The sequence below is a fragment of the Roseococcus thiosulfatophilus genome, assembly GCF_017311575.1.
Lineage (GTDB): Bacteria > Pseudomonadota > Alphaproteobacteria > Acetobacterales > Acetobacteraceae > Roseococcus > Roseococcus thiosulfatophilus.
This window is the reverse complement of the sequence record NZ_JAFFQY010000055.1, coordinates 78,604-102,519: the sequence shown is the minus strand read 5'-3', so window position 1 is coordinate 102,519 and position 23,916 is coordinate 78,604. Positions and strand designations below refer to the sequence as shown.

Below are 23,916 nucleotides of genomic sequence, written 5' to 3'. Positions count from 1 at the left end.
CGCGCCCGCGCGCGGTAAATCGTCCGGATGGATTTCGACACGGTCTATGACGTGCTGGTGGTGGGGGGCGGCAATGCCGCGCTGTCCGCCGCCATCACCGCCCGCAAGCTGGGCGCCCGGGTGGTGGTGGCCGAACATGCCCCCAAGCCCATGCGCGGCGGCAATTCCCGCCACACCCGCAACCTCCGCGCGCTGCACCCGGCACCGACCGATGTGCTGACGGAAAGCTACCTGGAGGAGGAATACTGGGACGACCTGCTGCGCGTCACCGGCGGCCGCACGGATGAGCACCTGGCCCGCATGTGCATCCGCGCGAGCGAGCATGCGCCGGGCTTCCTGCGCGATTGCGGGGTGGTGTTCCAGCCCTCGCTCTCCGGCACGCTGTCCCTGTCCCGCACCAACGCCTTCTTCCTGGGCGGCGGCAAGGCGCTGGTGAACGCGCTGTACCGCACGGCGGAGAAGCTCGGCATCACCATCCTTTACGACACCGAGGTGCAGCACATCGCGGTGGAGGAAGGCCATGCGACGGAGGCCATCGTCTCCTGGCGCGGCTTTCCGCAGCGCATCCGCTTCAAGGCGCTGGTGGCCTCCGCGGGCGGGTTCCAGGCGAACCGCGAATGGCTGCGGCAATACTGGGGCGACGCGGCCGACCGCTTCCAGGTGCGCGGCACGCCCTATGCCCAGGGCACGGTGCTGAAGGATTTGCTGGCCTCCGGCGTGCAGGAGGTGGGCGACCCGACCCAGTTCCACGCGGTGGCCAATGACGCCCGCGCGCCGATGGAGGATGGCGGGCTGGCCATGCGGCTCGACTGCGTGCCCTTCTCCATCGTGGTGAACCGCGATGTCGAGCGCTTCTACGACGAGGGCGAGGATGTCTGGCCCAAGCGCTACGCCATCTGGGGGCGGATGATCGCGCAGCAGCCGATGTCGCGCGCCTATGCCATCACGGACAGCAAGGCGCTGCACAACTACCTGCCCAGCGTGTTTCCGCCGATGAAGGCGAACAGCATCCGCGAACTGGCGGGGATGCTGGACCTTGATCCGGACAAGCTGGAAGCCCTGGTGGCGGAATACAATGCCAGTGTGCGCGACGGGACCTTCACGCCCATGAAGCCCGATGACTGCCGCACCGAGGGCCTGGCGCCGCCCAAGAGCCACTGGGCCAGGCGCATTGATACGCCCCCCTTCATCGGGCACCCGCTGGCGCCGGGCATCACCTTCACCTTCCTGGGCGTGAAGGTGAACGACAAGGCGCGCGTCATCATGGCCGACGGCAAGCCGAGCGCGAACATGTTCGCGAGCGGCGAGATCATGGCTGGCAATATCCTGGGCCAGGGCTACCTGGCAGGTTTCGGAATGACGATCGGCACCGTCTTCGGGCGGCTGGCCGGCGAGGGGGCGGCCCAGAATGCAAGAAACTGAGACCACGGCCGAAGCCCGGCGGCAGATGGAAATCTGCAATGCCTGCCGCTATTGCGAGGGGTATTGCGCGGTCTTCCCGGCCATGGCGATGCGGCGGGAATTCTCGACCGGGGACCTCACGCACCTGGCCAACCTCTGCCATGGCTGCAAGGGCTGTTACCACGCCTGCCAATACGCGCCGCCGCACGCCTTCGGGGTGAACATCCCGCAGACCTTCGCCACGCTCCGCGCCGAGAGCTATGCCGAATATGCCTGGCCGCCCGCCATGGGCCGGCTGTTCGAGCGCAACGGCACGGTGGTGGTGCTGGTGACGTTCCTGGCACTGACGGCCGTGCTGCTGCTGACCATGGGGCTGCAGGACCCGGCCATCCTCTACACCGCGCAGACGGGCACGGGCGCCTTCTTCCGCGTGATTCCGTATTGGCTGATGACGGGGCTGGCGACGGTCACCTTCGGCTATGCGCTGTTTGCCATGGCGATGGGCGCGCTGCGCTATTGGCGCGGCACGGCGCCGGGGGCGGGGCACAGGCCCATCACGCCGGCGCCCGTGGCCACCGCGGCGTTCGACATCCTGACGCTGCGGAACCTGGGCGGCGGCGGGCATGGCTGCAACGACATTGACGACAGCTTCGCGCAGAAGCGGCGCTGGCTGCACCACGCCATGTTCTACGGCTTCATGCTGTGCTTCGCGGCGACGACGACGGGCGCCTTCTACCACCACTTCCTGGGCTGGAAGTCGCCGCACCATTTCCTGAGCCTGCCCGTGCAGTTCGGCACCTGGGGCGGGGTGCTGCTGTGCATCGGCACGGCGGGGCTGATCTGGGTGAAGACGGTGACGGACCCGGGGCCGGTGGCGGCGAAGCTGCGGGGTGGCGAATACGCCATGCTGTCGCTGCTGTTCCTTGTCTCCATCACCGGGCTGCTGCTGCTGGCGGTCCGGCACACGGGGGCGATGGGCGTGATGCTGGCGGTGCATCTCGGCCTCGTGCTCGCCTTCTTCCTGGTGCTGCCCTACAGCAAGATGGTGCATGGGGTGTATCGGGGCCTCGCCCTGCTGCGGAACGCGCAGGAGCGTGGGGCGGAGGTGGGCGCCGCCCCGGCCAAGGCGCCTTCCGGCAAGGCCACGCTGAAGGCGGCCAGCGCGAGCTGAGGGGGGGGCGGGAACAGCGCCCCTCCAGATTCCAGCGCCCGGCTCGCGGCATCGTGCCTCGCCGCAGCGCAGCTAGATCAACGTTACAAAAGCCGCCTTGCGCCCCAAGTATCCGGCCGCAAGGCGGCCGGCGCGCCCAGACTGCCTACGCGGCGGGCGCACCCGCCGCGGCGCGCAAGCCAAGCGCGCGGAGCGCGCGCCCGGCGCTTGAGGGCAAGGAATAAAGCGCTCGCCCTCGCAACTTAAATGTGAAGCGCGCGCCCTGCGACAGCGAGCGCCGCTTCCTTCACCGCCTCGTTCAGCGAGGGATGCGCGTGGCAGGTGCGCGCCACATCCTCGCTCGACGCGCCGAACTCCATCGCCAGCGCGATCTCCGCGATCAGCGTGCCGGCATCGGGCCCGATGATATGGGCGCCCAGCAGGCGGTCCGTCTTGTCGTCGGCCAGCAGCTTCACAAAGCCGTCCAGCTCGCCCATCGCGCGGGCGCGGCCATTGGCCGTGAAGGGGAATTTTCCGACTTTGTAGCCCTGGCCGCGGGCCTTCAGCATCTCCTCGGTCTCGCCGACCGAGGCGACTTCCGGCCAGGTGTAGACCACGCCCGGAATGGTCAGCGGGTTGAGGTGAGGCTTCTGGCCGACCAGCTGCTCGGCCAGGGCCACGCCCTCCTCTTCGGCCTTGTGGGCCAGCATGGGGCCGGCGATGGCGTCGCCGATGGCCCAGATGCCGGGGACGTTGGTCGCGAAATGGCCATCGGTGGCGACGCGGCCGCGTTCGTCCAGCGCCACGCCGGCCTCTTCCAGGCCCAGGCCCGCCAGGTAGGGCCGCCGGCCGATGGCCAGCAGCACCACATCGGCGCGCAGCGTCTCGGCCGCGCCGCCGGCGGCGGGCTCCAGCGTCAGGTCCACGCCGTCCGCGTCCACCTTGGCGCCCGTCACCTTGGTCTTGAGGCGGAACTTGAAGCCCTGCTTGCCCAGCACGCGCTCGAAGGCCTTGCCGACCTCGGTGTCCATGGCGGGCACCAGGCGGTCGAGGAATTCCACCACCGTCACTTCCGCGCCCAGGCGGCGCCAGACGCTGCCCAGCTCCAGCCCGATATAGCCGCCGCCGATGACGACCAGGTGCTTGGGCACCTCGGACAGCTCCAGGCCGCCTGTGCTGGTGACGACGCGCTTCTCATCCACCTCGACGCCGGGCAGGGGAATGCTCTCGCTGCCGGTCGCGATGACGATGTGCTTCGTCTCGTATTCGGTGCCGTCCACGGCCACACGGCCGGGGGAGACGATGCGCCCCGCCCCCTTCAGCCAGGTCACCTTGTTCTTCTTGAACAGGAACTCGATGCCCTTGACGTTGGAGGCGACCACCTCGCCCTTGCGCGCCTGCATCCGCGCGAGGTCCAGCGTGACGCCGCCCACCTGCACGCCATGGTCGGCCAGCTTGTGCAGGGCCTCCTCGTAGTGCTCGGAGCTTTGCAGCAGCGCCTTGGAGGGGATGCAGCCCACATTCAGGCAGGTGCCGCCCAGCGTGGCGCGTTTCTCCACGCAGGCGACCTTGAGACCCAGCTGCGCGGCGCGGATGGCGCACACATAGCCACCGGGGCCAGCCCCGATCACGATGACGTCGAACGCTTCGGACATGTTCTGCCCCTCAACCCGGAAATGCGGGCGGACCTTGGCGCGGGGCGGCCCAGGATGCAAGGCGCGACGGCACACTCCTGCTTGGCAAAGGCCGCGGGCGCGGTCCACCATGGCCACGTCAAGGGCGCCGGCAGATGCGCCCTGCCCGAAGGAGGAGCTTCCGAATGAGTTTCAAGCCCGGCCCGTTCCCGCGCCGCACCGCCCTCGCCGCCGCCGTGGCGGCCCCGCTCGCCACGCCGCGCCTGGCCGGCGCGCAATCCGGCTTTCCGACGCGCGCCGTGCGGCTGATCGTGCCCTGGCCGCCGGGCGGCAGCTCCGACGTGCAGCTGCGCAACCTGGCGGAAATGGCGCAGCGGCATCTGGGCCAGCCGGTGGTGATCGAGAACCGGGCCGGCGCCGGCGGCACGCTGCACGCCATCCATATGGCGCGCGAGGCGCGGCCCGATGGCTACACGGTGGGGCAGATGCACCTCTCCGTCGTCCGCCGGCCCTTCCTGGTGCGCCAGCCGCAATGGGACACCACGACGGACTTCACCCACATCATCGGGCTGACGGGTTGGCTCTTCGGCATCGCGGTGCGGGCCGACAGCCCCATCCGCACCTTCCAGGACCTGCTGGCCGAGGCGCGCCGCCGGCCGGGTGAGCTGAGCTATTCCACCTCCGGCATCGCCACCACCAACCATCTGGCGATGGAGGACATCTCGGCGCGGGAGCGGGTGGAGTTCACCCATGTGCCCTTCCGCGGCGCCACCGAGGGCATCACCGCCGTGCTGGGCGGGCAGGTGACCATGATCGCCGACAGCTCCACCTGGGCGCCGCATGTCGAGGCGGGGCGGATGCGCGCGCTGTGCGTCTGGAGCGCCGAGCGCGCGTCGCGCTTCCCCGACGTGCCCACCCTGCGCGAGCTGGGCTATGACATCGTGGTCACCTCCAACTACGGCATCAGCGGCCCGCCGCGCATGGACACCGGCATCGTCCGCATCCTGCACGACGCCTTCAAGCAGGCGCTGATGAGCGAGGAGAACACCCGCGTCCGCAACCAGTTCGACATGCCGACCGTCTATCTGGACAGCGAGCAGTACCGCGACTTCATCGTCCAGCGCGCGGCCTATGAGCGTGACATCGTGACGCGCCTCGGCATCCGCATGGAATGATGCCTCCGGGGGCGCGGCGGTCGCGCCCCCCTTTTTCCGGAACCCGCCCCGCATGAGCTTCCCCCACCGCGCCGGCACCCTGGCGCGCCCCGACTGCACCCTGGCCTATGAGGTGACGGGGCAGGGGCCGCCCCTGGTCTTTGCCCATGGGCTGGGGGGCTGCCTGATGTCCTGGTGGCAGCAGGTGGCGCATTTCGCGGCGAACTACACCTGCATCGCCTTCTCCCACCGGGGCTTTTATCCCTCCACCGCGCCCGAGATGGGGGTGGACCCGGCGGAATACGCGCCCGACCTGGCGGCGCTGCTGGACCATCTGGGCCATCACGAGGTGGCGCTGGTCTGCCAGTCCATGGGCGGCTGGACGGGGGTGGAGTTTGCCATCGCCCATCCGGGGCGTGTGAAGGCGCTGGTGCTGGCGGCGACCACGGGCTCGCTCGACCCGCGACAGGCCGCTTCGCCGGTGCCGGAGCAACTCGCCCCCTGGCAGGCGGCGAGCGCCGCCGCGCGGGCGGAGATGCTGGCGCGTCACATCCTGCCCGCCTCCGGCCCGCGCATGGCGGCCGAAAGCCCGGCGCTGGCGCATCTCTACCGGCAGATCAACGGGCTGACGCAGGGCTGGGACCGGGAGGCGCTGCGCGCCCGCCTGGGCGCCGCCCGCACCCGTCCGCCGGCCGACCTGGCCGCCGCGCGCTGCCCCGTGCTGTTCCTCGCGAATGGCGAGGACCAGGTGCTACCGCCCTTCGCGCCCGCCGGCATGGTGGGGGCCATTCCGGGGGCGCGGGTGGCGATGATCCCGGCCGCCGGGCACTCCGCCTATTTCGAGAAGCCGGCCGCCTTCAACGCGCTGGTGGAGGCTTTCATGCTGGAGAATGGCTGGGGCGCGGCGCGTTGACAGGCCGCGCCTTCCTGGCCGACAAACCTCGCAACGAATAATCGAGGAGGCCGTCCAGATGATCACCCGTCGCAACACCTTCGCCCTTGGTGGGGCCTTGAGCGCAGCGGGCCTCGCCACGCCCGCGCTGGCGCAGACCCGCAGCCTGGCCAACCTGCCGGCCACGATGATCTGGTCGGTCTATGACGTGGGCTCGACGGGCTATGTCGAGGCCTCGGCCATCTCGGACGCGCTGGGCCGCGCCCATGGCACCCGCGTGCGGCTGCAGCCCTCGGGCACCTCCATCGGCCGCATCCTGCCGCTGAAGCAGCGCCGGGCGAGCCATGCCTGGCTGGCCAATGAACTCTATTTCGCCGCCGAGGGCCTCTACGAATACGCGACGCCCGACTGGGGCCCGCAGGATTTCCGCGTGCTGGCCGGGCGCAAGAACGCCTTCTCGGTGGTCGCGACGCGCGAGAGCGGCATCACCCGCCCCGAGCACATGCGCGGCAAGCGCATGGCCTGGGTGCCGGCGAATTCGTCGGTGAACATCAAGGTCGAGCCCATCCTGGCCTTCGCCGGGCTGTCGCTGAACGACGTGCAGATCGTGCAGTTCCCCTCCTATGCCGCGAGCCTGCGCGCGCTGATCGAGGGGCGGGCCGATTGCGCCGGCGCCGCCCCCGCCGCCGCCGTGCTGCGGGAGCTGGAGGCGAGCCCGCGCGGCATCTCCTGGGTGCAGCTCGACCCCGCCAACGCCGAGGGGTGGGAGCGCGCGCGCCGGGCCGTGCCCTTCGTGGAGCCCTTCGCGGAGACCATCGGCGCCGGCATGTCCGAGCAGAACCCGGTGAACGTCATGGGCTACCGCTACCCCATGATCACGGTGAACGCCGACGCGGCCGAGGCCGAGGTCTATGCGCTGATGCAGGCCATCACCGACAGCTTCGACATGTTCAAGGACGCGAACCCCATCATGCCGCGCTGGGCCATGAACCTGGCCGGCACGCCGCCGATGGACGCGCCCTTCCACGAAGGCGCCATCCGCTTCCTGCGGGAGCGCAACATCTGGAACGCCGACATCCAGCGCTGGCAGGACCAGACGCTGACCCGCCTGAACACGCTGCGTGCCGCCTGGGCCGAATTCCTGCCCGGCGCCCGCAGCCAGCCGGCCGAGGCCTTCGCCGAGGCCTGGACCGAACGGCGCCGCGCCGCACTCGCGACCCTCGGCTGATCCACCTCCCGCCGCCGGAGCCCTCCGGCGGCGGTCTTCTTTTCACCCCGCCCGGGTTCCTGTCGCATGTCCAGCACCGTCGCCGCCGCCCCTGCCATCGAGGACCCGGAGGCGCGATCGGGACGCCTGACGGGGGCCGCTTTCTGGGCGGCCTTCGTGCTGTCGGCCGCGGGGCTGCTGCTGACCATCAACCAGGTCTTCAACCTGGGGCTGGGCGGGTTCCGGCCGATCAGCACGGCCTATTACTACCTCATCATCGGCTGCTTCGGCGCCTTCGCCTTCCTGGCCTTCCCGGCCATCAAGCGGCAGAAGACGCATGTGCCATGGTTCGACTGGCTCCTCGCCGCGGCCACGCTTGGCATCAGCATCTGGCTGGCCACCGTCTCGCTCACCATCCAGCTCGCGGGGTGGAACGCCACGGCGCCGGACTGGGCGGCCTGGCTCGGTGTCGCGCTGATCGTGATGATCCTGGATGGGGTGCGGCGCACGGGCGAGAACGTGCTCTTCATCGCCTGCCTGCTCTTCGGCGCCTTTCCCATCTTCGCGGGCGACATGCCGGGCTTTCTCTGGGGGGTGGAGTTCAGCCCGCTGGACACGGTGCGCGAACATGTCTTCGGCACCGAGAGCATCATCGGCATCCCCATGCAGGTGGTGGCGGACACGCTGATCGGCTTCCTCATCTTCGGCGTGGTGCTCTCCGCCACGGGCGGGGCGGCCTTCTTCATGGATTTCGCGCTGGCCTTGATGGGCACCTCGCGCGGGGGGCCGGCCAAGGTGGCGGTGGTGTCGTCCGCCACCTTCGGCATGCTTTCGGGCAGCCCCACCTCCAACGTGCTGACGACGGGCACGCTCACCATCCCCACCATGAAGCGCTGCGGCTATTCGTCGCATTACGCGGGGGCGGTGGAGGCCTGTTCCTCCACGGGTGGGGCGCTGATGCCGCCCGTGATGGGTGCTGCCGCCTTCATCATGGCGACCTTCCTGAACGTGCCCTATGCCGAGGTGATGCTGGCGGCCCTGCTGCCCTCGGTGCTGTTCTATGCCGCGCTGTTCCTGCAGACGGACCTCTACGCCGTGCGGAAGGGGCTGCGCGGCGTGCCGAAGTCGGAGGTGCCGCCGCTCGGGCCCACGCTGGCTTCGGGCTGGTATTTCATCGGCGCCATCGTGGGGCTGACGGTGCTGCTGCTGGCCTTCCGGATGGAGGCGCAGGCGCCCTTCTGGGTCTGCCTCTTCCTGCTGGTCGTGGCGGTGCTGCGGCGCAAGGTGACCGGGTTCAACCTGATGTCCTTCTGCCGGCTGGTGGTGGATGGCGGGCAGGCGGTGGCGCAGATCGTGGCCCTCATCGCGGGCATCGGGCTCATCATCGGGGCGCTGTCCGTCACGGGGGTGGCCAACTCCTTCTCGCGCGAGCTGGTGCAGTATGCGGCGGGCAATATCGGGCTGCTGCTGTTCTTCGGCGCCATCACCAGCTTCATCCTGGGCATGGGGATGACGGCATCCGCCTGCTACATCTTCCTGGCCATCGTGCTGGCGCCGGCGCTGGTGCAGGCGGGGTTGGACCCGATGGCCTCGCATCTCTACGTCCTCTACTGGGGCATCGTCTCCTTCATCACGCCGCCGGTGGCGCTGGCGGCCATCGCCGCGGCCTCCATCGCGAAATCCTCGCCGATGAAGACGGGGCTGATGTCGCTGCGCATCGGCTGCCTGCTGATGCTGCTGCCGGTGCTCTTCGTGCTGCAGCCGGCGCTGATCCTGCGGGGCGACCTGCCGTTGATCCTGCAATCGGTGGCGACGGCGGGGGTGGCGATCTTCATGCTGGCCTCGGCCTTCGAAGGATATGTCTATGGCGTCGGCCCCACGCCCATCTGGGCGCGCATTCCCATCCTGGTGGGCGGGCTGCTGCTGCTGATCCCGGAGGGGATGACGGACATGGTGGGGCTGGGCATCGCGCTGGCGGGCATCCTGGCCATGTGGCTGGCCAGGCCGAGGGTGGCGGCGTAGGCGCAGCCGGCCAGAATCCGGCCGCAAGGCGGCCGGCGCCGCCCACCCCACCGCGCCACAGGCGCACCCGTCGCGCGGCGAAAGCCCAGTGCGCGGCGCGCGCGCCCGGCGCCTGAGGGCGTGAATCATGATACGGTGGGCGCTCAGTCGCACGAATCCGGCCGCAAGGCGGCCGGCGCCGCCCCACCGACCGCGCCACAGGCGCACCCGTCGCGCGGCGAAAGCCCAGCGCGCGGAGCGCGCGCCCGGCGCCTGAGGGCTTAGATCACGGGTGTTACAGATCATCTCATGGCGCGGAATTGACCTGCGCCGGGGGGGCATTTCGTGGGATAAGCGCCCAACCATGCAACTTCGCCCCGCCGGCCGGCCTCTCTTCCGATGAACATGCTCGATGCCCGTCCGCAGGAGGCGGAGGAAGCGCATTCCTCCCGCCCCACGCGCCGACGGGGGCGCGTCGTCATGCTCGTGCTGGCGCTGCTGGCGCTGGCCGTCGCCGGCTGGTTCCTCTGGCCGCGCCCCGCCGCCACGCCGCGGGCGCCCGCCGCGATCGGCCCGACCCCCGTGCTCACCGTCCCGCTCATCCCCGCCAGCACCCGCCCCTTGGCCGTGCCGGTGGTGGGCGATGGCAGTGTCGCCCCCTGGCAGGAGCTGGTGCTGGGCGCCGAGGTGGGTGGGCTGCGCGTTCTCGAGGTGCGGGTGGAGGAAGGCGACCAGGTGCGCGCCGGCGATGTGCTGGTGCGCCTGGACGATGCCCTGCTGCGCGCCCAGAGCGCCCAGGTGGAGGCCAGCATCAACGAGGCCAGGCTGGCGCTGGACTTCGCCCAGAGCGAGGTCGCCCGCGCCCGCACCCTCGCCAGTGGCGGCATCGGCCCGCGGCAGGTGCTGGAGCAGCGCGAATCCGTCGCCGCCCAGGCCGAGGCGCGGCTCGCCGCCGCCATCGCGCGGCGCGAGGAGGTGGCGGCGCGCCTGGCCCAGGCGACCATGCTGGCGCCGACCGATGGCCTCGTCTCCCGTGTGGTGCTGCGCATCGGCGCCGTCACCGGCGCGGGGCAGGAGGCGCTGCGCCTGGTGCGTGACGGCCGGCTGGAGCTGAACGCCCGCGTGCCGGAGCTGGAACTGGCCGGCATCGCCCCCGGCCAGCCGGTCCGCGTCCGCCATGGCGGGCGCGAGATCATGGCCGAGGTGCGCGCCATCGCCCCCACCATCACCACCGAGAACAGGCTGGGCACCGTGCATGTGGCGCTGCCGCCCGGTTCGGGCCTGCTGCCCGGCATGTTCGCCCGGGCCGAGATCATGGGCCCGCCGCGCCCGGCCGTGCTGGTGCCCGCCGCCGCCGTGGTGTTCCGCGACGGCGCGCCCGCCGTCTTCACCCTGGCGCCCGGTGAGGAGCGCGTGCGCCTGCGCCGCCTCACCCTCGGCCAGCGGCTGGACGGCATGGTGGAGGTGCGCGAGGGCCTGGCGGAAGGGGAGCGCGTGGTGCTCTCCGGCGCGGGCTTCCTGGCCGATGGGGATCTGGTGCGGGTCGCGGCGCCATGAGCCGCATTCTGCCCCAGCACCGCAACATCTCGGGCTGGGCCATCCACAACCCGGTGGCGACGACCGTCCTCTTCCTGCTGCTGACGGTGGCGGGGATTTTCGCCTACCCTATGCTGCGCATCAACAACACGCCGGACCTCGACCTGCCGGCGGTGGTGATCTCGGTCGTGCAGTCGGGGGCGGCGCCCACCGAGATGGAGACCCAGGTGACCCGCCGCGTCGAGGATGCGGTGGCGGGGCTGGGGCAGGTGAAGACCATCCGCTCCATCATCGTGGATGGCAGTTCCACCACCATCGTGGAATTCACGCTGGGCACCAACATAGACCGCGCGGCCAATGACGTGCGCGACGCGGTGGGGCGCATCCGCAGCGATTTGCCGGCCGGGGTGCGCGAACCCGTGGTGACGCGCGTCGAGGCCACGGGCGGGGCCATCGTGACCTTCACCGTCTCCTCGCCCCGGCTGACGGTGCCGGAGCTGAGCTGGCTGGTGGACGACACCATCTCGCGCGCCATGCTGGCCGTGAACGGAGTGGCGCAGGTGAACCGCGTTGGGGGTGTCGCGCGCGAAATCCGCGTGGCGCTGCGGCCCGACCGGCTGCTCGCGCTGGGCATCACCGCGGGCCAGGTGAACGCGCAGCTGCGCGAGCAGAACATCAACCTGCCCGGCGGGCGGGGCACCATCGGTACGGGCGAGCAGGCCATTCGCACCCTGGGCTCCGCCATCACGGTGGCGGAGCTGCGGGAGCGCAGCATCATCCTGCCCAGCGGCCGCAGCGCAAGGCTGGCCGAACTGGCCGATGTGGAGGACGGCACCGCCGAAATCCGCACCGCGGCGCGGCTGGATGGCAGGCCGGTGGTGGGCTTCGAGATCGTCCGCACCCGCGGCTCCTCGGAGGTGCGCGTGGCGGAGGAGGTGATGGCCCGCGCCCGCGCCCTGTCGGCCGAGCTGGATGTGGAGGTCACGCCCGTCACCACCACCGCCACCTTCGTCATGGCCGGCTACCACGCCGCGATCGAGGCGCTGGTGGTGGGCTCCGTGCTGGCGATGCTGGTAGTGTATCTCTTCCTGCGCGACTGGCGGGCGACCATCATGGCCTCGCTCGCCATGCCGCTGTCCTTGATCCCGACCTTCTTCGTGATGCAGTGGCTGGGCTTCTCGCTCAACAACGTCACGCTGCTGGGGCTGACGCTGGTGGTGGGCGTGCTGGTGGACGATGCCATCGTCGAAATCGAGAACACCGTCCGGCACATCAGGCAGACGCCGGGCATCAGCGTTTTCCGCGCCTCGCTCGACGCCTCGGCCGAGATCGGCCTCGCCGTGGTGGCGACGACGGCCACCATCCTGGCCGTCTTCGTGCCGGTGGCCTTCATGCCGGGCATTCCCGGCCAGTTCTTCCGGCAGTTCGGGCTGACGGTGGCGGCGGCGGTGGTGTTCTCGCTGGTGGTGGCGCGGCTGCTGACCCCGCTGCTGGGCGCCTATTTCCTGAAGCCGCCGCGCGATGACCATGAACGCGAAGGCCGGGTGGGCCGCTGGTATGGCGGCGTGCTGCGCTGGTGCCTGCGGCACAAGCGCCTGACCATCCTGGGCGGCGTGGGCTTCTTCGCGGTGTCGCTGGCGCTGATTCCCTTCATCTCGCGCGATTTCGTGCCGGGGGCCGATCGCGGGCGGATTTCCATGGCGTTGGAACTCGCCCCCGGCGCCACCATCGAGGAGACGGATGCGGCGGTGCGCGAGGCCACGCGCATCCTGCGCGCGCGGCCCGAGGTGGTGACGGTCTTCGCGAGCCTGGGCACGCAGGTGGGCGGCGGCGGGGGCCCGGGCCTCGGCAGCGTGACCCGCAATGGCGACCCGCGCGTGGCGAATATCCTGGCCACGCTCGTGCCCTTCCAGGAGCGTGCGCTGCGCCAGGTGCAGATCGAAAACGCCCTGCGGCCGGAGCTGGAGATGATCCCCGGCGCGCGCATCCGCTTTGGCGCGGACGGGCAGAGCGGCTCGCGCCTGCAGGTCACGCTGGTGGGGCAGGACCCCCCGACCTTGTCCGCGGCCGGCGATGCGCTGGCGGCGCAGATGCGGACCATCCCGGGGCTTTCGGGCGCGCGGTCCACGGCGGCGCTGGCGCGGCCCGAATTGCAGATCACGCCGCGCGAGGCGCGGGCGGCGGATCTGGGCGTCTCGGTCTCGGCCATCGCCAACACCATCCGGCTGGCGACGGTGGGCGATGTGGACCAGGCCCTGCCGCGCTTCACCCTGGCCGAGCGGCAGATTCCCATCCGCGTCATGCTGGACGAACGCGCGCGGGCCGACATGTCGGAACTGCGCGCGCTGCGCGTGGAAGGGCGCGGCGGGCTGCCCGTGCCGCTGGAGGCCGTGGCCGACATCGCCCACGCCGCCGGCCCCGCGCAGATCGACCGGCTGGGCCGGCAGCGGCAGTTGACGGTGGAGGCGGAACTCGGCGGCATGCCGCTGGGCGACGCCATGCAGCGGGTGGCCGCCCTGCCCATCATGCAGAACCTTCCGCCGGGTGTCGCGAACCGCCCCACCGGTGACACGGAGGTGATGGCGGAGCTCTTCAGCGGCTTCCTGGTGGCGCTGGGAACGGGCGTGCTGCTCGTCTACCTGGTGCTGGTGCTGCTGTTCGGCGGCTTCCTGCAGCCGCTCACCATCATGTCGGCGCTGCCGCTCTCGCTGGGGGGCGCGTTGCTGGCGCTGCTGGTGACGCAGCAGGCCATGGGCGTCTCGGCCGTCATCGGCGTGCTGATGCTGATGGGGATCGTGGCGAAGAACTCCATCCTGCTGGTGGAATACGCCATCATGATCCGCGCGGGCGGACAGGTGGACCGTGACACGGCCATCATCGAGGCCTGCCGCAAGCGCGCGCGGCCCATCGTGATGACGACCATCGCGATGGTGGCGGGCATGGCGCATATCGCGCTCGGCATCGGCGCGGAGAGCGAGTTCCGCGCGCCGATGGCGCTGGTGGTGATCGGCGGGCTGGCCACGTCCACGCTGCTCAGCCTGCTGTTTGTCCCCGTGGCCTATGTCTACATGGACCGCTTCGAGGGCTGGGTGGCGCGGCGGCTGCGGCCGAAATCCTGGGCGCAGGCGCCGGCGGAATAGCGCCTGATCACCTTTGGCGGAATCGCCAAAGGTGTGAATCAGCCGCTCGGCCGAACAGCCTCTGATCGCCTTTGGCGGAATCGCCAAAGGCGTGGATCAGCCGCTCCGCAACGCTGCAGGCAAGCCCCTTCAGTTGTAGGCGGCGGTGACGCGCGGATCATCCGTCTCGCGCAGGAAGTCGAGGAACCAGGCGTAGCGGTTGGACAGTTTCCAGATGGTCCGGGGCTGCAATTCCTGGCGGTGGCGGCCTGGCGCGGTGTCGGACCCGGCCCAGGACTGGCCGATCCATCGCGGGTTGCCGGGCAGGTTGCCCACGCGCTCCTGCTCCAGCGCGGCGCGCTGGGCGGGGGTCATGGCGTCCAGCGAGGTGCCCATGAACTCGGCGATGCGCTCCGTCACCTCGTCGAAGTACAGGCAGTACCGGACATAGCCGATGAAGATCCGGTCGGCCGGGTCCACGCTGCGCGCCACCTCCATGAACCTTCGGCACATGGGCGAGACGTCCTGGGCCAGCACCCATTCGTCAATGCCCATGTCCTTGATCCGCTGGCGCCGCGCCGCCTCCTTCTCCGGCGTCTCGCCCAGGAAGGGATGGACGAATTGCCAGTGAAACTGGTTGCACAGCACGTCCCGCGGGTCGCGCGCGTTCAGGATGAAGCGGTAATCGGCCAGCGGGGTGTTGCGGTTGAAGTAATGGGGCGCGTTGTGGTTGACGAGGTGATCCGTGGCGGGCGGCAGCTCCGTCGCCACCCGGTCCATCCGCTGCGCCATGTAGCGTTCATGCACGAAGCCGAGCGGCCTGTAGCGGCCGCCATTGATGGCCAGCAGCGCACGCCACAGCGAGCCCGACGCGCTGGTGGGCGTGGTCAGAAAGATGATGCTACGGCTCATGCCGCCCAGTTTGCGCGACCCGCAAACCGCTGGGAAGCCGGGCGGATCGTCACCTCACCCGGTTGTCCACCAGTTCCTGCACCACGGCGGGGTCGGCGAGCGTCGAGGTGTCGCCCAGGCTGTCGGTCTCGTTCGCCGCGATCTTGCGCAGGATGCGCCGCATGATCTTGCCCGAGCGTGTCTTGGGCAGGCCGGGCGCCCACTGGATGGCATCGGGCGTGGCGATGGGGCCGATCTCCTTCCGCACCCAGGCCACGAGTTCTTTCCGCAGCGCGTCGGAAGGCTCCTCGCCCGCATTGAGCGTGACGTAGCAGTAGATGCCCTGGCCCTTCAGGTCATGCGGCATGCCGACCACGGCGGCCTCGGCCACCTTGGGGTGGGCCACCAGCGCGGATTCCACCTCGGCCGTGCCCATGCGGTGGCCGGCCACGTTGATCACGTCGTCCACGCGGCCGGTGATCCACCAATAGCCATCGGCGTCGCGGCGCGCGCCGTCGCCGGTGAAGTAGAGGCCGGGGAAGGTCGAGAAATAGGTCTGCACGAAGCGCGCATGGTCGCCATAGACGGTGCGCATCTGGCCGGGCCAGCTGTCGGTGATGACGAGGTTGCCCTCGGTCGCGCCCTCGAGGAACTTCCCCTCGCCATCCACCAGCGCGGGCTTCACGCCGGGGAGCGGCAGGGTGGCCGAACCCGGCTTCTGCGCGACGGCGCCGGGCAGGGGCGAGATCAGGATGCCGCCCGTCTCCGTCTGCCACCAGGTGTCCACCACCGGGCAGCGCTCATCGCCCACCACGCGGTAGTACCAGAGCCAGGCCTCGGGGTTGATGGGCTCGCCCACGCTGCCCAGGATGCGCAAGGAGGCCCGGCTGTGCTTCTTCACCGGCCCCTCGCCATCGCGCATCAGGGCGCGGATGGCGGTCGGCGCGGTGTAGAAGATGTTGACCTGGTGCTTGTCCACCACCTGCCAGAAGCGGCCATTGTCGGGCCAGGAGGGCACGCCCTCGAACATCAGCGTGGTGGCCCCGTTCGCGAGCGGCCCATAGACGATGTAGGTGTGGCCCGTGACCCAGCCCACATCGGCCGTGCACCAGTAGATCTCACCCGGGCGGTAGTCGAAGACCAGCTCATGGGTGAAGGACGCCCAGACCATGTAGCCGCCCGTGGTGTGCAGCACGCCCTTGGGCTTCCCGGTGGAGCCCGAGGTGTAGAGGATGAAGAGCGGGTCCTCCGCGTTCATCCGCTCCGGCTCGCATTGCGTGGGCTCGCCATCGCACAGCGCCGCCCAGCCGTGGTCGCGGCCTTCCTGCATGGCGACTTCGGTGCCGGTGTTCTTCGCCACGATGACGTGACGCACGCTGGGGCAGGTCTTCAGCGCCTCATCCGCATTGGCCTTGAGCGGGACCTTGCGGCCGCCGCGCCGCCCCTCGTCGGAGGTGATGAGCAGGCTGCACTCGCTGTCTTGGATGCGGCTGGCCAGGCTGTCCGGAGAAAACCCGCCGAAGACGATGGAATGCACGGCCCCGATGCGCGCGCAGGCCAGCATCGCCACCGCGGCTTCCACGATCATGGGCAGGTAGATGCAGACGCGGTCGCCCTTCTTCACGCCCAGCTTGCGCATGGCGTTGGCCAGCTGGCAGACGCGGGCATGGAGCTGGGCGTAGGTGGTCTTGCTGTCGGAATTGGGGTCGTCGCCCTCCCAGATGATGGCGACCTGATCGCCCCGCCCCGCCGCGATGTGGCGGTCCAGGCAGGAGACGGAGGCGTTCAGCTCCCCATCCTCGAACCACTTGATGGACACGTCGCCGGTGAAGTCGGTGTTCTTGATCTTGGTGGGCTCGCGCATCCAGGCGATGCGCTTCATCTCGCCGCGCCAGAAGCCGTCGGGGTCGGTGGCGGCCTGTTCCGCCATGGTGGCGCGGCGCTCGGCGGTCACGCGGGCCTTCGCCGCGATCTCGGGCTTGATGGCGATGAGGCCGTCATCGGGCATGGCGTGGCGTCTCCCTCACTTCAGGCATTTTCTTCCGGAATTGGCGCATGGCGGGTCGCCGCGCGTCAATGACTTGTCAGGTGTTGGGCCTTGTCAACTTTCAGGGCGGATGCCCAGGCGCTGGATCACCTCGCCCCAATGGGAAAGTTCGGCGCGCACCAGCGCGGCCAGCGGGGCGGGGGGCGTGCCCAGCGGCTCGAAGCCCGCGGTGGTCAGGGCGCGGTGGGTCTCGGGGGCGGCCAGCGCGGCGCCGGCCTCCCCGGCCAGGCGGGTGATGCGCGCCTCGGGCGTGCCGCGCGGGGCAAACAGGCCGATCCAGGCATAGGCGCCGATATCGGGCTCATTCTGCTCGCGCAGGGTGGGGATGGCGGGAAGCTGGTTCATGCGCGCCTCGCCGGTCACGGCCAGGGGGCGCACCTGTTCGGACAGTGCCTGGGGCAGCACGGCGCCGGCCGCGGCCGCCATGACCTGCACGCGGCCGGCGACGACCTCGCCGATGGCCTGGGGCCAGGAGCGGAAGGGCACATGCGTCATCTCCAGCCCATGCCGGGCCGCGAATTCCGCCGTGACCAGGTGCCCCAGCGTGCCCGCCCCCACCGAGCCATAGTTCAGCCGCCCGGGGTTGGCCCGCACATGGGCGATGAGGCCCGCCACGTCGCGCACCGGCACGCCCGGATGGACCGACAGCACAAAGGGCATGCGCGCGAGCAGGCTGATGGGCATCAGGTCGGTGGCCGGGTCATAGGGCAATTGCGGGTTGACCAGCCGCGCGATGGAGCCGGGCCCGCCGATGGTGACGATCAGGCTGTGCTCGTCCTGGGCGCGAAGGGCCGTATCCACCCCGATGGTCCCGCCGCCGCCCGCCCGGTTGTCCACCACCACGGGCTGGCCCAGCACCGGCTGGAGGTGCTGCGCCAGGGCGCGCGCCGCGATGTCCGGGGTGGAGCCGGCCGGGAAGCCCACGACCAGCCGCACGGGGCGCGAGGGCCAGGCGCCTTGGGCGTGCGCGGCGGGCGCGAGCGCCAAGGCCGGCAGGGCCAGGGCGGCGCGGCGGGGAATGGACATGGGCGGCCTCCGGTTCATTTGCCGGCCGTATAGGGCGGGACGCGGCCCGGCGAAATCACCCTTGCGCCAGTTCCAGGATCAGCGCGGCCAGGGCCTCGGGTGCCGTGATGTTGGGGCTGTGGCTGGCCGCCATTTCGAGAAAACCCCAGCCGGGGGCGTGGCGCAGCCGGTCCGCGATGGGGCGGAAGGGGTCGTGGCCGTCCTTCACGGTGCAATGGATATAGGTCCGCGCAAAGGGCGGGGTGGCGTGGGTCAGGCGCAGCTTCTGGGTGAAGCAGCGCGCGGGCTGGTGGCGCCGGCGCGGGAGGGTCCAGGCGAGGTCCTCGGGCGCGGTGTCGGGCGCGCCGGGCAGGGGAGGGACCAGCCAGCCTTCGAAAGGTGCCTCGGGCCCGCCGCCGCCCACCATGTCCTGCAGGGACTGGCCATCCTCCGGCACGAAGGCATCCAGATAGATCAGGCGGCGGATGCGGTCCGGCACGCGGTCGCCCACGCCCGTGCCCACCATCCCGCCATAGGAATGCGCGACGAGGGTGATGTCGCGCAGATCCTCAGCCTCGATCACGCCCAATATGTCCTGGATGTGCGTTTCGAGGTCCAGCATCGGGTGGGCCAGGTGGGCGCGTTCGCCAAGGCCGGTGTAGGTGGGCGTGAAGACCTCATGCCCCGCCGCGCGCAGCGGTTCGCGCAGCTTCTTCCAGGACCAGCCGCCCGACCAGGCGCCATGGCAGACGAGGATGCAGGCCATCGGGACCCCCCTTCAGCGCCCTGCCATCACCGTGCGGGGCAGGATGAAACCATGCGCCGCGAAGACCGTGTTGCCCAGGGCGTTGATGCGCGGATACCAGACGCGCACCTGCGTCCAGTCGTTGCGGGGCGAGACATCCACCACCGGCTGGTCCTCCGCCACGCGGCCGCGCAGGCTGCCCGAGGCCCAGTTGGCATGGTCCACCCGGATTTCCCGCGACGACACCACCCGCCGCACCACGGACAGGTGCCCCGAATTCAGCCGCGAGGTGCGGGCCAGGACCAGCACGCCGCCCGGCTCCGGCCGGCGGGCGCGGCTGTAGCGCCCCGCCGCCGCGTCCCACCACTGCCAGGCATCGCCCGCGAGCTGGATGCCCGAGCGCTGCCGCGCATAGGGCACGCAGGAGATGCCGGTGTAGGGCCCATGGCCCGGGACGTCGGCGATGACGGGCGGCGCCGGGGCGCGGCTGGTGCCGCAGCCGGCCAGCATGGCCAGCGGGGCGCCCAGGGCGCAGGCGCCGAGAAGCGCGCGTCGGTTCATGTGGTCCACTCCCCCCAGTGGATGGGCGCCGCCTTCCCCAAGGTGGCGCATGGGGTGCTGTAGCCTGGAATTCCGGCGGAAATCCAGCCTTTCAGCGCATCAACGCCGCCAGCGGCGATCCGCCTAACGCCGCCAGCGGTGATTCCTTCAACGCCGCCAGCGGCGATGCATCCACAGCCACTGCCCCGGGTCCTCGCGGATCCAGCCTTCGATGATGCGGTTCAGCAGGGCGGTGCTGGCCTCCACATCCACCCGGCCCGTGGCGTCGCGCGGCAGTTCCACCGGCCCGATCAGCTCGATCCGGAAGCGCGGGCCGGGCTCACGGATGGCGCGCATGCCATAGACCGGCGCCTCGAAGCGCCGCGCCAGCCGCGCCAGGAAGGGGTTGGAGGCCGCCGGCTGGCCGAAGAAGGGCACCACCGGGCCGCGGCCGAAGCGCTGGTCCACCAGCATGCCGAGCGACTTGCCCTCATCCAGCGCGGAGGCCATGCGGATGGGCGCGGCCACGCTGGCCGGGATCAGCTCGCCCATGATGGGCGCGCGGCGGGCGATGATGTCGGCCGCGATGAAGCGGTTGTTGGGCGTGCGGTAGAGGATGGCCCCCTGGTGCCCCATCCGCGCCGCCACCACTGCCGGCAATTCCCAATTCGCCAGATGCGCCGAGAAGGTCAGCACCGGCCGGCCCTCGGCCAGCAGGGCGTGCAGCCGCGCCTTGGTGTCCGGGTGGGAATAGACGCGCCCGCCGTCGAAATCCCAGATGCGGTCCAGATGCGCGTATTCGCAGGCGGTGCGGCCCAGATTCTCCCAGGCGCGGCGCGCGATGGCGCGGTGCTGCGCCGCGTCCAACTCCGGCAGGGCAAGGCGGAGATTGTCCATCATCTGCCGGTGGTTGCGCGTCAGCGGCCCCAGCAGCGGCAGCACGAATCCGCCCAGCGCCGAGGCCGCCCGCAGCCCCAGCAGCCGCAGGAAGCCGAAGGCCGCCCGCGCCACCAGCGCGACCGCCCATTCCCCCGCCAGGGCCAGCCTCGCGCGCACGCCGGGCCTACAGCGTGACGACGATCTTGCCGAAGACCCTCCGGGATTCGAGCCGCGCCAGCCCCTCCTCGAAGCGGTCGAGCGGCAGGACGCTGTCCAGCACGGGGCGAATGCCCTGGGCCATCTTGTCCAGCCCCTCGGCCACGTTGCGCACCGTGGCGCCGAAGCTGCCGATCAGGCGCAACTGCCGCTGGAACAGCATCATCAAATTCGTCTCGGCCGAGACGCCGGAGGTGCTGCCGCAGGTCACCAGCCGCCCGCCCATCTTCATGGAGAGCAATGAGCCCTGCCAGGTGGCCGCGCCCACATGCTCGAACACCACATCCACGCCGCGCTTGCCGGTGACGCGGCGGGCGATGCTCTCGAAGCGGTCCACATTGTAGTTCACCACGTGGTCGGCGCCGAGGGCGCGGGCCTTCTCGGCCTTCTCCTCATCGCCCACCGTGCCGATGACGGTGCAGCCGATGGCCTTGGCCATCCGCACCGCGGCACTGCCGATGCCCGAGCCCGCGGCATGGACCAGCACGGTCTCGCCGGCTTCGAGCTTCGCGTTGTCGAACAGCATGTGCTGGACGGTGGCGAAGGTGATGCTGGCGCAGGCGGCGTCCTCGATGGAGACGCCCTCCGGCACGGCCACGCACAGCCGCGCGGGCATGTTCACCAGGCCCTGCGCGAAGCCGTCCACATGGAAGCCGCGCACGCCGGCCACGTTCTCGCAGAGGTTGTCGCGGCCGGCCAGGCAATGCTTGCAGGTGCCGCAGGTCATGCCGCCATAGGGCACCACGCGCTGGCCGGGGCGGAATGCCGTGACCCCTTCGCCCACGGAGGTGACCTCGCCCACCGCCTCGGCGCCCACGGTCAGCGGCAGGGTCCGCTTGGCGAAGGCCATGCCGCGCCAGCCCCAGACATCAATGTGGTTCAGCGCCACGGCCTTCATGGCGATCTGCACCTCGCCCGGGCCGGGGGGCGGGGGCGGGGGGGCTTCGGTGAGGCGGAGGTCGCGGTCGGCGAGAAGTCGGAGGGCGTGCATGGCGCGCCCATAGCAGGGAACGCCGCGCCCTCCTACCGGACCTCGTGCCTGGCGCGCTACCGCACGACCCTCCGGGCATTGTCCACCGTCAGCGCATCCGGCCAGCCGAAGCCCCATTCCAGCAGGGCGATGGCCAGCGCGAGGGCCACCGTGATGCCGATGATCCAGAGCCGCTGGCGCGAGGGCGGGCGGCGGAACCACATGAACAGGCGCAGCAGGAGGCGGGTGTCCATGGCGCTGGCCCCCTCAGCCCAGGCAGGCGGCGGCCAGCGCCCTGAAGGCCCGGGCGCGGTGGGAGAGGCGGGCTTTCTCCTCCACGCTCATCTCCGCATAGGTCAGGCTTTCGCCTTCGGGGACGAAGATGGGGTCGAAGCCGAAGCCCTGGGCGCCGCGGGGCGGCCAGGTCCAATGCCCCTCGGTGCGGCCCTCGAAGCCCTCCGTGTGGCCATCGGGCCAGGCCAGCACCAATGTGGCCACGAAGGCGCAGCGCCGGTCAGGGTTGGCGGCCGCCTCGCGCCAGACGCGCTCCATGGCCGGGCCGTAGTCGCGGCTTCCGTCGGGTTGGGTGGCCCAGTCGGCGGTGTAGACGCCGGGGGCGCCGCCCAGGGCCGCCACCTCGCAGCCGCTGTCATCGGCGAGCGCCGGCAGGCCGGTGGCCGTGGTCGCGGCCAGCGCCTTGATGCGCGCGTTGTCGAGGAAGGTGGTGCCGGTCTCGGCGGGCTCGGGCAGGCCGAGTTCCTTGGCCGAGACCACCTCCAGCCCATAGGGCGCCAGCAGGCCGGCGAATTCGCGCAGCTTGCCGGCATTGTGGCTGGCCAGGACCAGCCTCCCCGGAGTCAGTTTCCTCACAGGCCCACGGCGGCCTTCTGCCGCGCCACCAGCGCGGCCACGCCGTCGCGCGCCAAATCCAGCATGGCCAGGAACTGCGCCTCGCTGAAGGGCGCGCCCTCGGCCGTGGCCTGGACTTCCACCAGCGCGCCGCCGCCCGTCAGGACGAAATTGGCGTCCGCCTCGGCCGCGCTGTCCTCCTGGTAGTCGAGGTCCAGCACCGCCTCGCCATTCACCACGCCGCAGGAGATGGCGGCCACATGATCCGTCAGCGGCACCTGGCTCATGATGTTGTTGCGGACGCAATGCTGGAAGGCCAGGTGCAGCGCAACCCAGGCACCGGTGATGCCGGCGCAGCGGGTGCCGCCATCGGCGTTCAGCACGTCGCAGTCGAGCGTGATGCTCATCTCGCCCATCGCCTTGCGGTCCACCACGGCGCGGAGGCTGCGGCCGATCAGCCGCTGGATCTCCTGGGTGCGGCCGGATTGCTTGCCGCGCGCGGCCTCGCGGTCGCCGCGGGTGTGGGTGGCGCGGGGCAGCATGCCGTATTCGGCGGTGACCCAGCCCAGGCCGGTGTTGCGCAGGAAGGGCGGCACCCGCGTCTCGACGCTGGCGGCGCAGAGCACCTCCGTCTGGCCCACGCGGATGAGGCAGGACCCCTCGGCATGCTTGGCGATTCCCGTCTCGATGATGACGGGGCGGAGGGCATCAGGGGTGCGGCCGGATGGGCGCATGGTCATTATTCCTTGGCAAAGGCGAAGCGGGCGCACCATACGCGGGCGCGCGCCGAAGGCCAGGGGTTCCGTAGATGAGCGAAGACAGCACCACGCATGAGGCCTGGATCGGCCTGCCACCCATGGCGGCCTTCCGCCTCTTCACCGACGGCTTCGACCGCTGGTGGCCGCGGGAATACACCTGGGGCGGGGCCGCCTGCGTCGAGATCGGCATGGAGCCTGTGCTGGGCGGCGCCTGCCGCGAGATCGGGCCGCACGGCTTCCGCTGTGACTGGGGGCGGATCATCCTCTGGGAGCCGCCGCGCCGCGTGTGCTTCACTTGGCAGATCGCGCCCGACCGCGCCCCCCAGCCCGACCCCGATCGCGCCTCGGAGGTGGAGGTGGTCTTCGAGGCCCAGGGTGCCCGCACCCGCGTGGTGCTGACCCATTCCGGCATGGCCCGCCATGGCGCGGGGTGGGAGGCGGTGCGGGAGGGCATGGCCTCCCCCCAGGGCTGGCCGCTGCTGCTGGGGCGCTACGTGGGGCTGGCGGGGTAGGGGCGCGGGGGAGCGCCACGCCCCTTTCCTGGATCCCGCTGCTGGTCCCGTTGCCGGGGGCGGGCCACCAGGCCGGGCAACGCCTTCCCGGTCACGCCTGGGTCACATGGCGCCGCGGAATTCCGGTGTCCAGGGTGGGACGCGGCCGGCGGTGGCGCGCCGGCGGGGCCTCCCGGGAACCCCGCAATCTGGTCCCGACGGGGCCATCGGCCCCGGCGGTCCTCCGGTCGGGAGAATATCGCCGGTTCGCGGCGCGCCGCGCGCAGCCTGCCGCGCGGCGGGCGTAAGGGGCAAGCATGGCCGAGGGGGGGCGCAAATCCCCTTCCAGCAATGACCGGAGGCGTGCCCCGGCCCACCAGCCGCGCGAGCGTCTACGCGGTCCCGGCCACGGCGGGAGGATGCCGTGCGGC

At 70.9% G+C, this 23,916-nt stretch carries 20 protein-coding genes; 9 read left to right on the top strand and 11 right to left on the bottom strand.

Annotation, left to right across the window (positions count from 1 at the left end; translation table 11 throughout):
- Positions 1-27: 27 nt before the first annotated feature.
- The gene (tcuA, locus tag JTN19_RS15045) at positions 28-1,422 is read left to right on the top strand and encodes an FAD-dependent tricarballylate dehydrogenase TcuA (RefSeq protein ID WP_206934300.1); all 1,395 of its coding nucleotides are present in this window, start codon (positions 28-30) and stop codon (positions 1,420-1,422) included.
- Complete coding sequence (gene tcuB, locus JTN19_RS15040) at positions 1,409-2,572, top strand: tricarballylate utilization 4Fe-4S protein TcuB (RefSeq protein ID WP_206934299.1); 1,164 nt, start codon at positions 1,409-1,411, stop codon at positions 2,570-2,572. The genes tcuA and tcuB overlap by 14 nt, the downstream gene beginning before the upstream one ends.
- 242 nt (positions 2,573-2,814) lie before the next feature.
- Here the strand turns inward: tcuB and lpdA are convergent, their stop codons facing one another.
- Entirely contained in the window at positions 2,815-4,206 is a 1,392-nt protein-coding gene (gene lpdA / locus JTN19_RS15035) for a dihydrolipoyl dehydrogenase (protein WP_206934297.1), read from the bottom strand.
- Positions 4,207-4,370: 164 nt separating this feature from the next.
- On the opposite strand from lpdA, the gene JTN19_RS15030 reads away from it, so the two are divergent.
- The 6 genes from JTN19_RS15030 (at position 4,371) to JTN19_RS15005 (ending at position 14,115) form a co-directional block, all read left to right on the top strand.
- On the top strand, positions 4,371-5,360 hold the full coding sequence (locus JTN19_RS15030) for a tripartite tricarboxylate transporter substrate binding protein (protein WP_206934295.1): 990 nt from the start codon (positions 4,371-4,373) through the stop codon (positions 5,358-5,360).
- A gap of 52 nt (positions 5,361-5,412) precedes the next feature.
- Complete coding sequence (locus JTN19_RS15025; RefSeq protein ID WP_206934293.1) at positions 5,413-6,252, top strand: alpha/beta fold hydrolase; 840 nt, start codon at positions 5,413-5,415, stop codon at positions 6,250-6,252.
- Positions 6,253-6,310: 58 nt separating this feature from the next.
- On the top strand, positions 6,311-7,459 hold the full coding sequence (locus JTN19_RS15020) for a TAXI family TRAP transporter solute-binding subunit (RefSeq protein ID WP_206934291.1): 1,149 nt from the start codon (positions 6,311-6,313) through the stop codon (positions 7,457-7,459).
- 66 nt (positions 7,460-7,525) lie between these two features.
- Positions 7,526-9,460, top strand: a complete 1,935-nt coding sequence (locus tag JTN19_RS15015) for a TRAP transporter permease (RefSeq protein WP_206934289.1) — start codon at positions 7,526-7,528, stop codon at positions 9,458-9,460.
- 384 nt (positions 9,461-9,844) lie between these two features.
- On the top strand, positions 9,845-10,996 hold the full coding sequence (locus JTN19_RS15010; protein ID WP_206934287.1) for an efflux RND transporter periplasmic adaptor subunit: 1,152 nt from the start codon (positions 9,845-9,847) through the stop codon (positions 10,994-10,996).
- On the top strand, positions 10,993-14,115 hold the full coding sequence (locus JTN19_RS15005; protein ID WP_206934285.1) for an efflux RND transporter permease subunit: 3,123 nt from the start codon (positions 10,993-10,995) through the stop codon (positions 14,113-14,115). The genes JTN19_RS15010 and JTN19_RS15005 overlap by 4 nt, the downstream gene beginning before the upstream one ends.
- 129 nt (positions 14,116-14,244) lie before the next feature.
- Here the strand turns inward: JTN19_RS15005 and JTN19_RS15000 are convergent, their stop codons facing one another.
- From JTN19_RS15000 to rph, 10 genes are all read right to left on the bottom strand, one after another.
- A complete protein-coding gene (locus JTN19_RS15000; protein WP_206934283.1) occupies positions 14,245-15,006 on the bottom strand; it encodes a hypothetical protein in 762 nt (253 codons plus the stop codon).
- 49 nt (positions 15,007-15,055) lie between these two features.
- The gene (gene acs / locus JTN19_RS14995) at positions 15,056-16,993 is read right to left on the bottom strand and encodes an acetate--CoA ligase (RefSeq protein ID WP_206934281.1); all 1,938 of its coding nucleotides are present in this window, start codon (positions 16,991-16,993) and stop codon (positions 15,056-15,058) included.
- Positions 16,994-17,086: 93 nt separating this feature from the next.
- Positions 17,087-18,058, bottom strand: a complete 972-nt coding sequence (locus tag JTN19_RS14990; RefSeq protein WP_206934278.1) for a Bug family tripartite tricarboxylate transporter substrate binding protein — start codon at positions 18,056-18,058, stop codon at positions 17,087-17,089.
- Between the two features lie 55 nt (positions 18,059-18,113).
- Positions 18,114-18,803: an alpha/beta fold hydrolase gene (locus JTN19_RS14985; RefSeq protein ID WP_206934276.1), complete on the bottom strand. Its 690-nt coding sequence runs from the start codon at positions 18,801-18,803 to the stop codon at positions 18,114-18,116.
- A gap of 12 nt (positions 18,804-18,815) precedes the next feature.
- Complete coding sequence (locus JTN19_RS14980; RefSeq protein ID WP_206934274.1) at positions 18,816-19,343, bottom strand: CHAP domain-containing protein; 528 nt, start codon at positions 19,341-19,343, stop codon at positions 18,816-18,818.
- Between the two features lie 147 nt (positions 19,344-19,490).
- The gene (locus JTN19_RS14975; protein WP_206934272.1) at positions 19,491-20,378 is read right to left on the bottom strand and encodes a lipid A biosynthesis lauroyl acyltransferase; all 888 of its coding nucleotides are present in this window, start codon (positions 20,376-20,378) and stop codon (positions 19,491-19,493) included.
- A 7-nt stretch (positions 20,379-20,385) separates the two neighbouring features.
- Positions 20,386-21,408, bottom strand: a complete 1,023-nt coding sequence (locus JTN19_RS14970; RefSeq protein ID WP_206934270.1) for a zinc-binding dehydrogenase — start codon at positions 21,406-21,408, stop codon at positions 20,386-20,388.
- A 56-nt stretch (positions 21,409-21,464) separates the two neighbouring features.
- Positions 21,465-21,641: a hypothetical protein gene (locus JTN19_RS14965; RefSeq protein ID WP_206934268.1), complete on the bottom strand. Its 177-nt coding sequence runs from the start codon at positions 21,639-21,641 to the stop codon at positions 21,465-21,467.
- Between the two features lie 13 nt (positions 21,642-21,654).
- The gene (gene rdgB, locus JTN19_RS14960; protein WP_206934266.1) at positions 21,655-22,257 is read right to left on the bottom strand and encodes an RdgB/HAM1 family non-canonical purine NTP pyrophosphatase; all 603 of its coding nucleotides are present in this window, start codon (positions 22,255-22,257) and stop codon (positions 21,655-21,657) included.
- Positions 22,254-22,970: a ribonuclease PH gene (rph, locus tag JTN19_RS14955; protein WP_206934551.1), complete on the bottom strand. Its 717-nt coding sequence runs from the start codon at positions 22,968-22,970 to the stop codon at positions 22,254-22,256. The genes rdgB and rph overlap by 4 nt, the downstream gene beginning before the upstream one ends.
- 74 nt (positions 22,971-23,044) lie before the next feature.
- Between rph and JTN19_RS14950 the strand changes: the two genes are divergently transcribed.
- On the top strand, positions 23,045-23,506 hold the full coding sequence (locus JTN19_RS14950) for an SRPBCC family protein (RefSeq protein ID WP_206934264.1): 462 nt from the start codon (positions 23,045-23,047) through the stop codon (positions 23,504-23,506).
- Positions 23,507-23,916 lie beyond the last annotated feature (410 nt).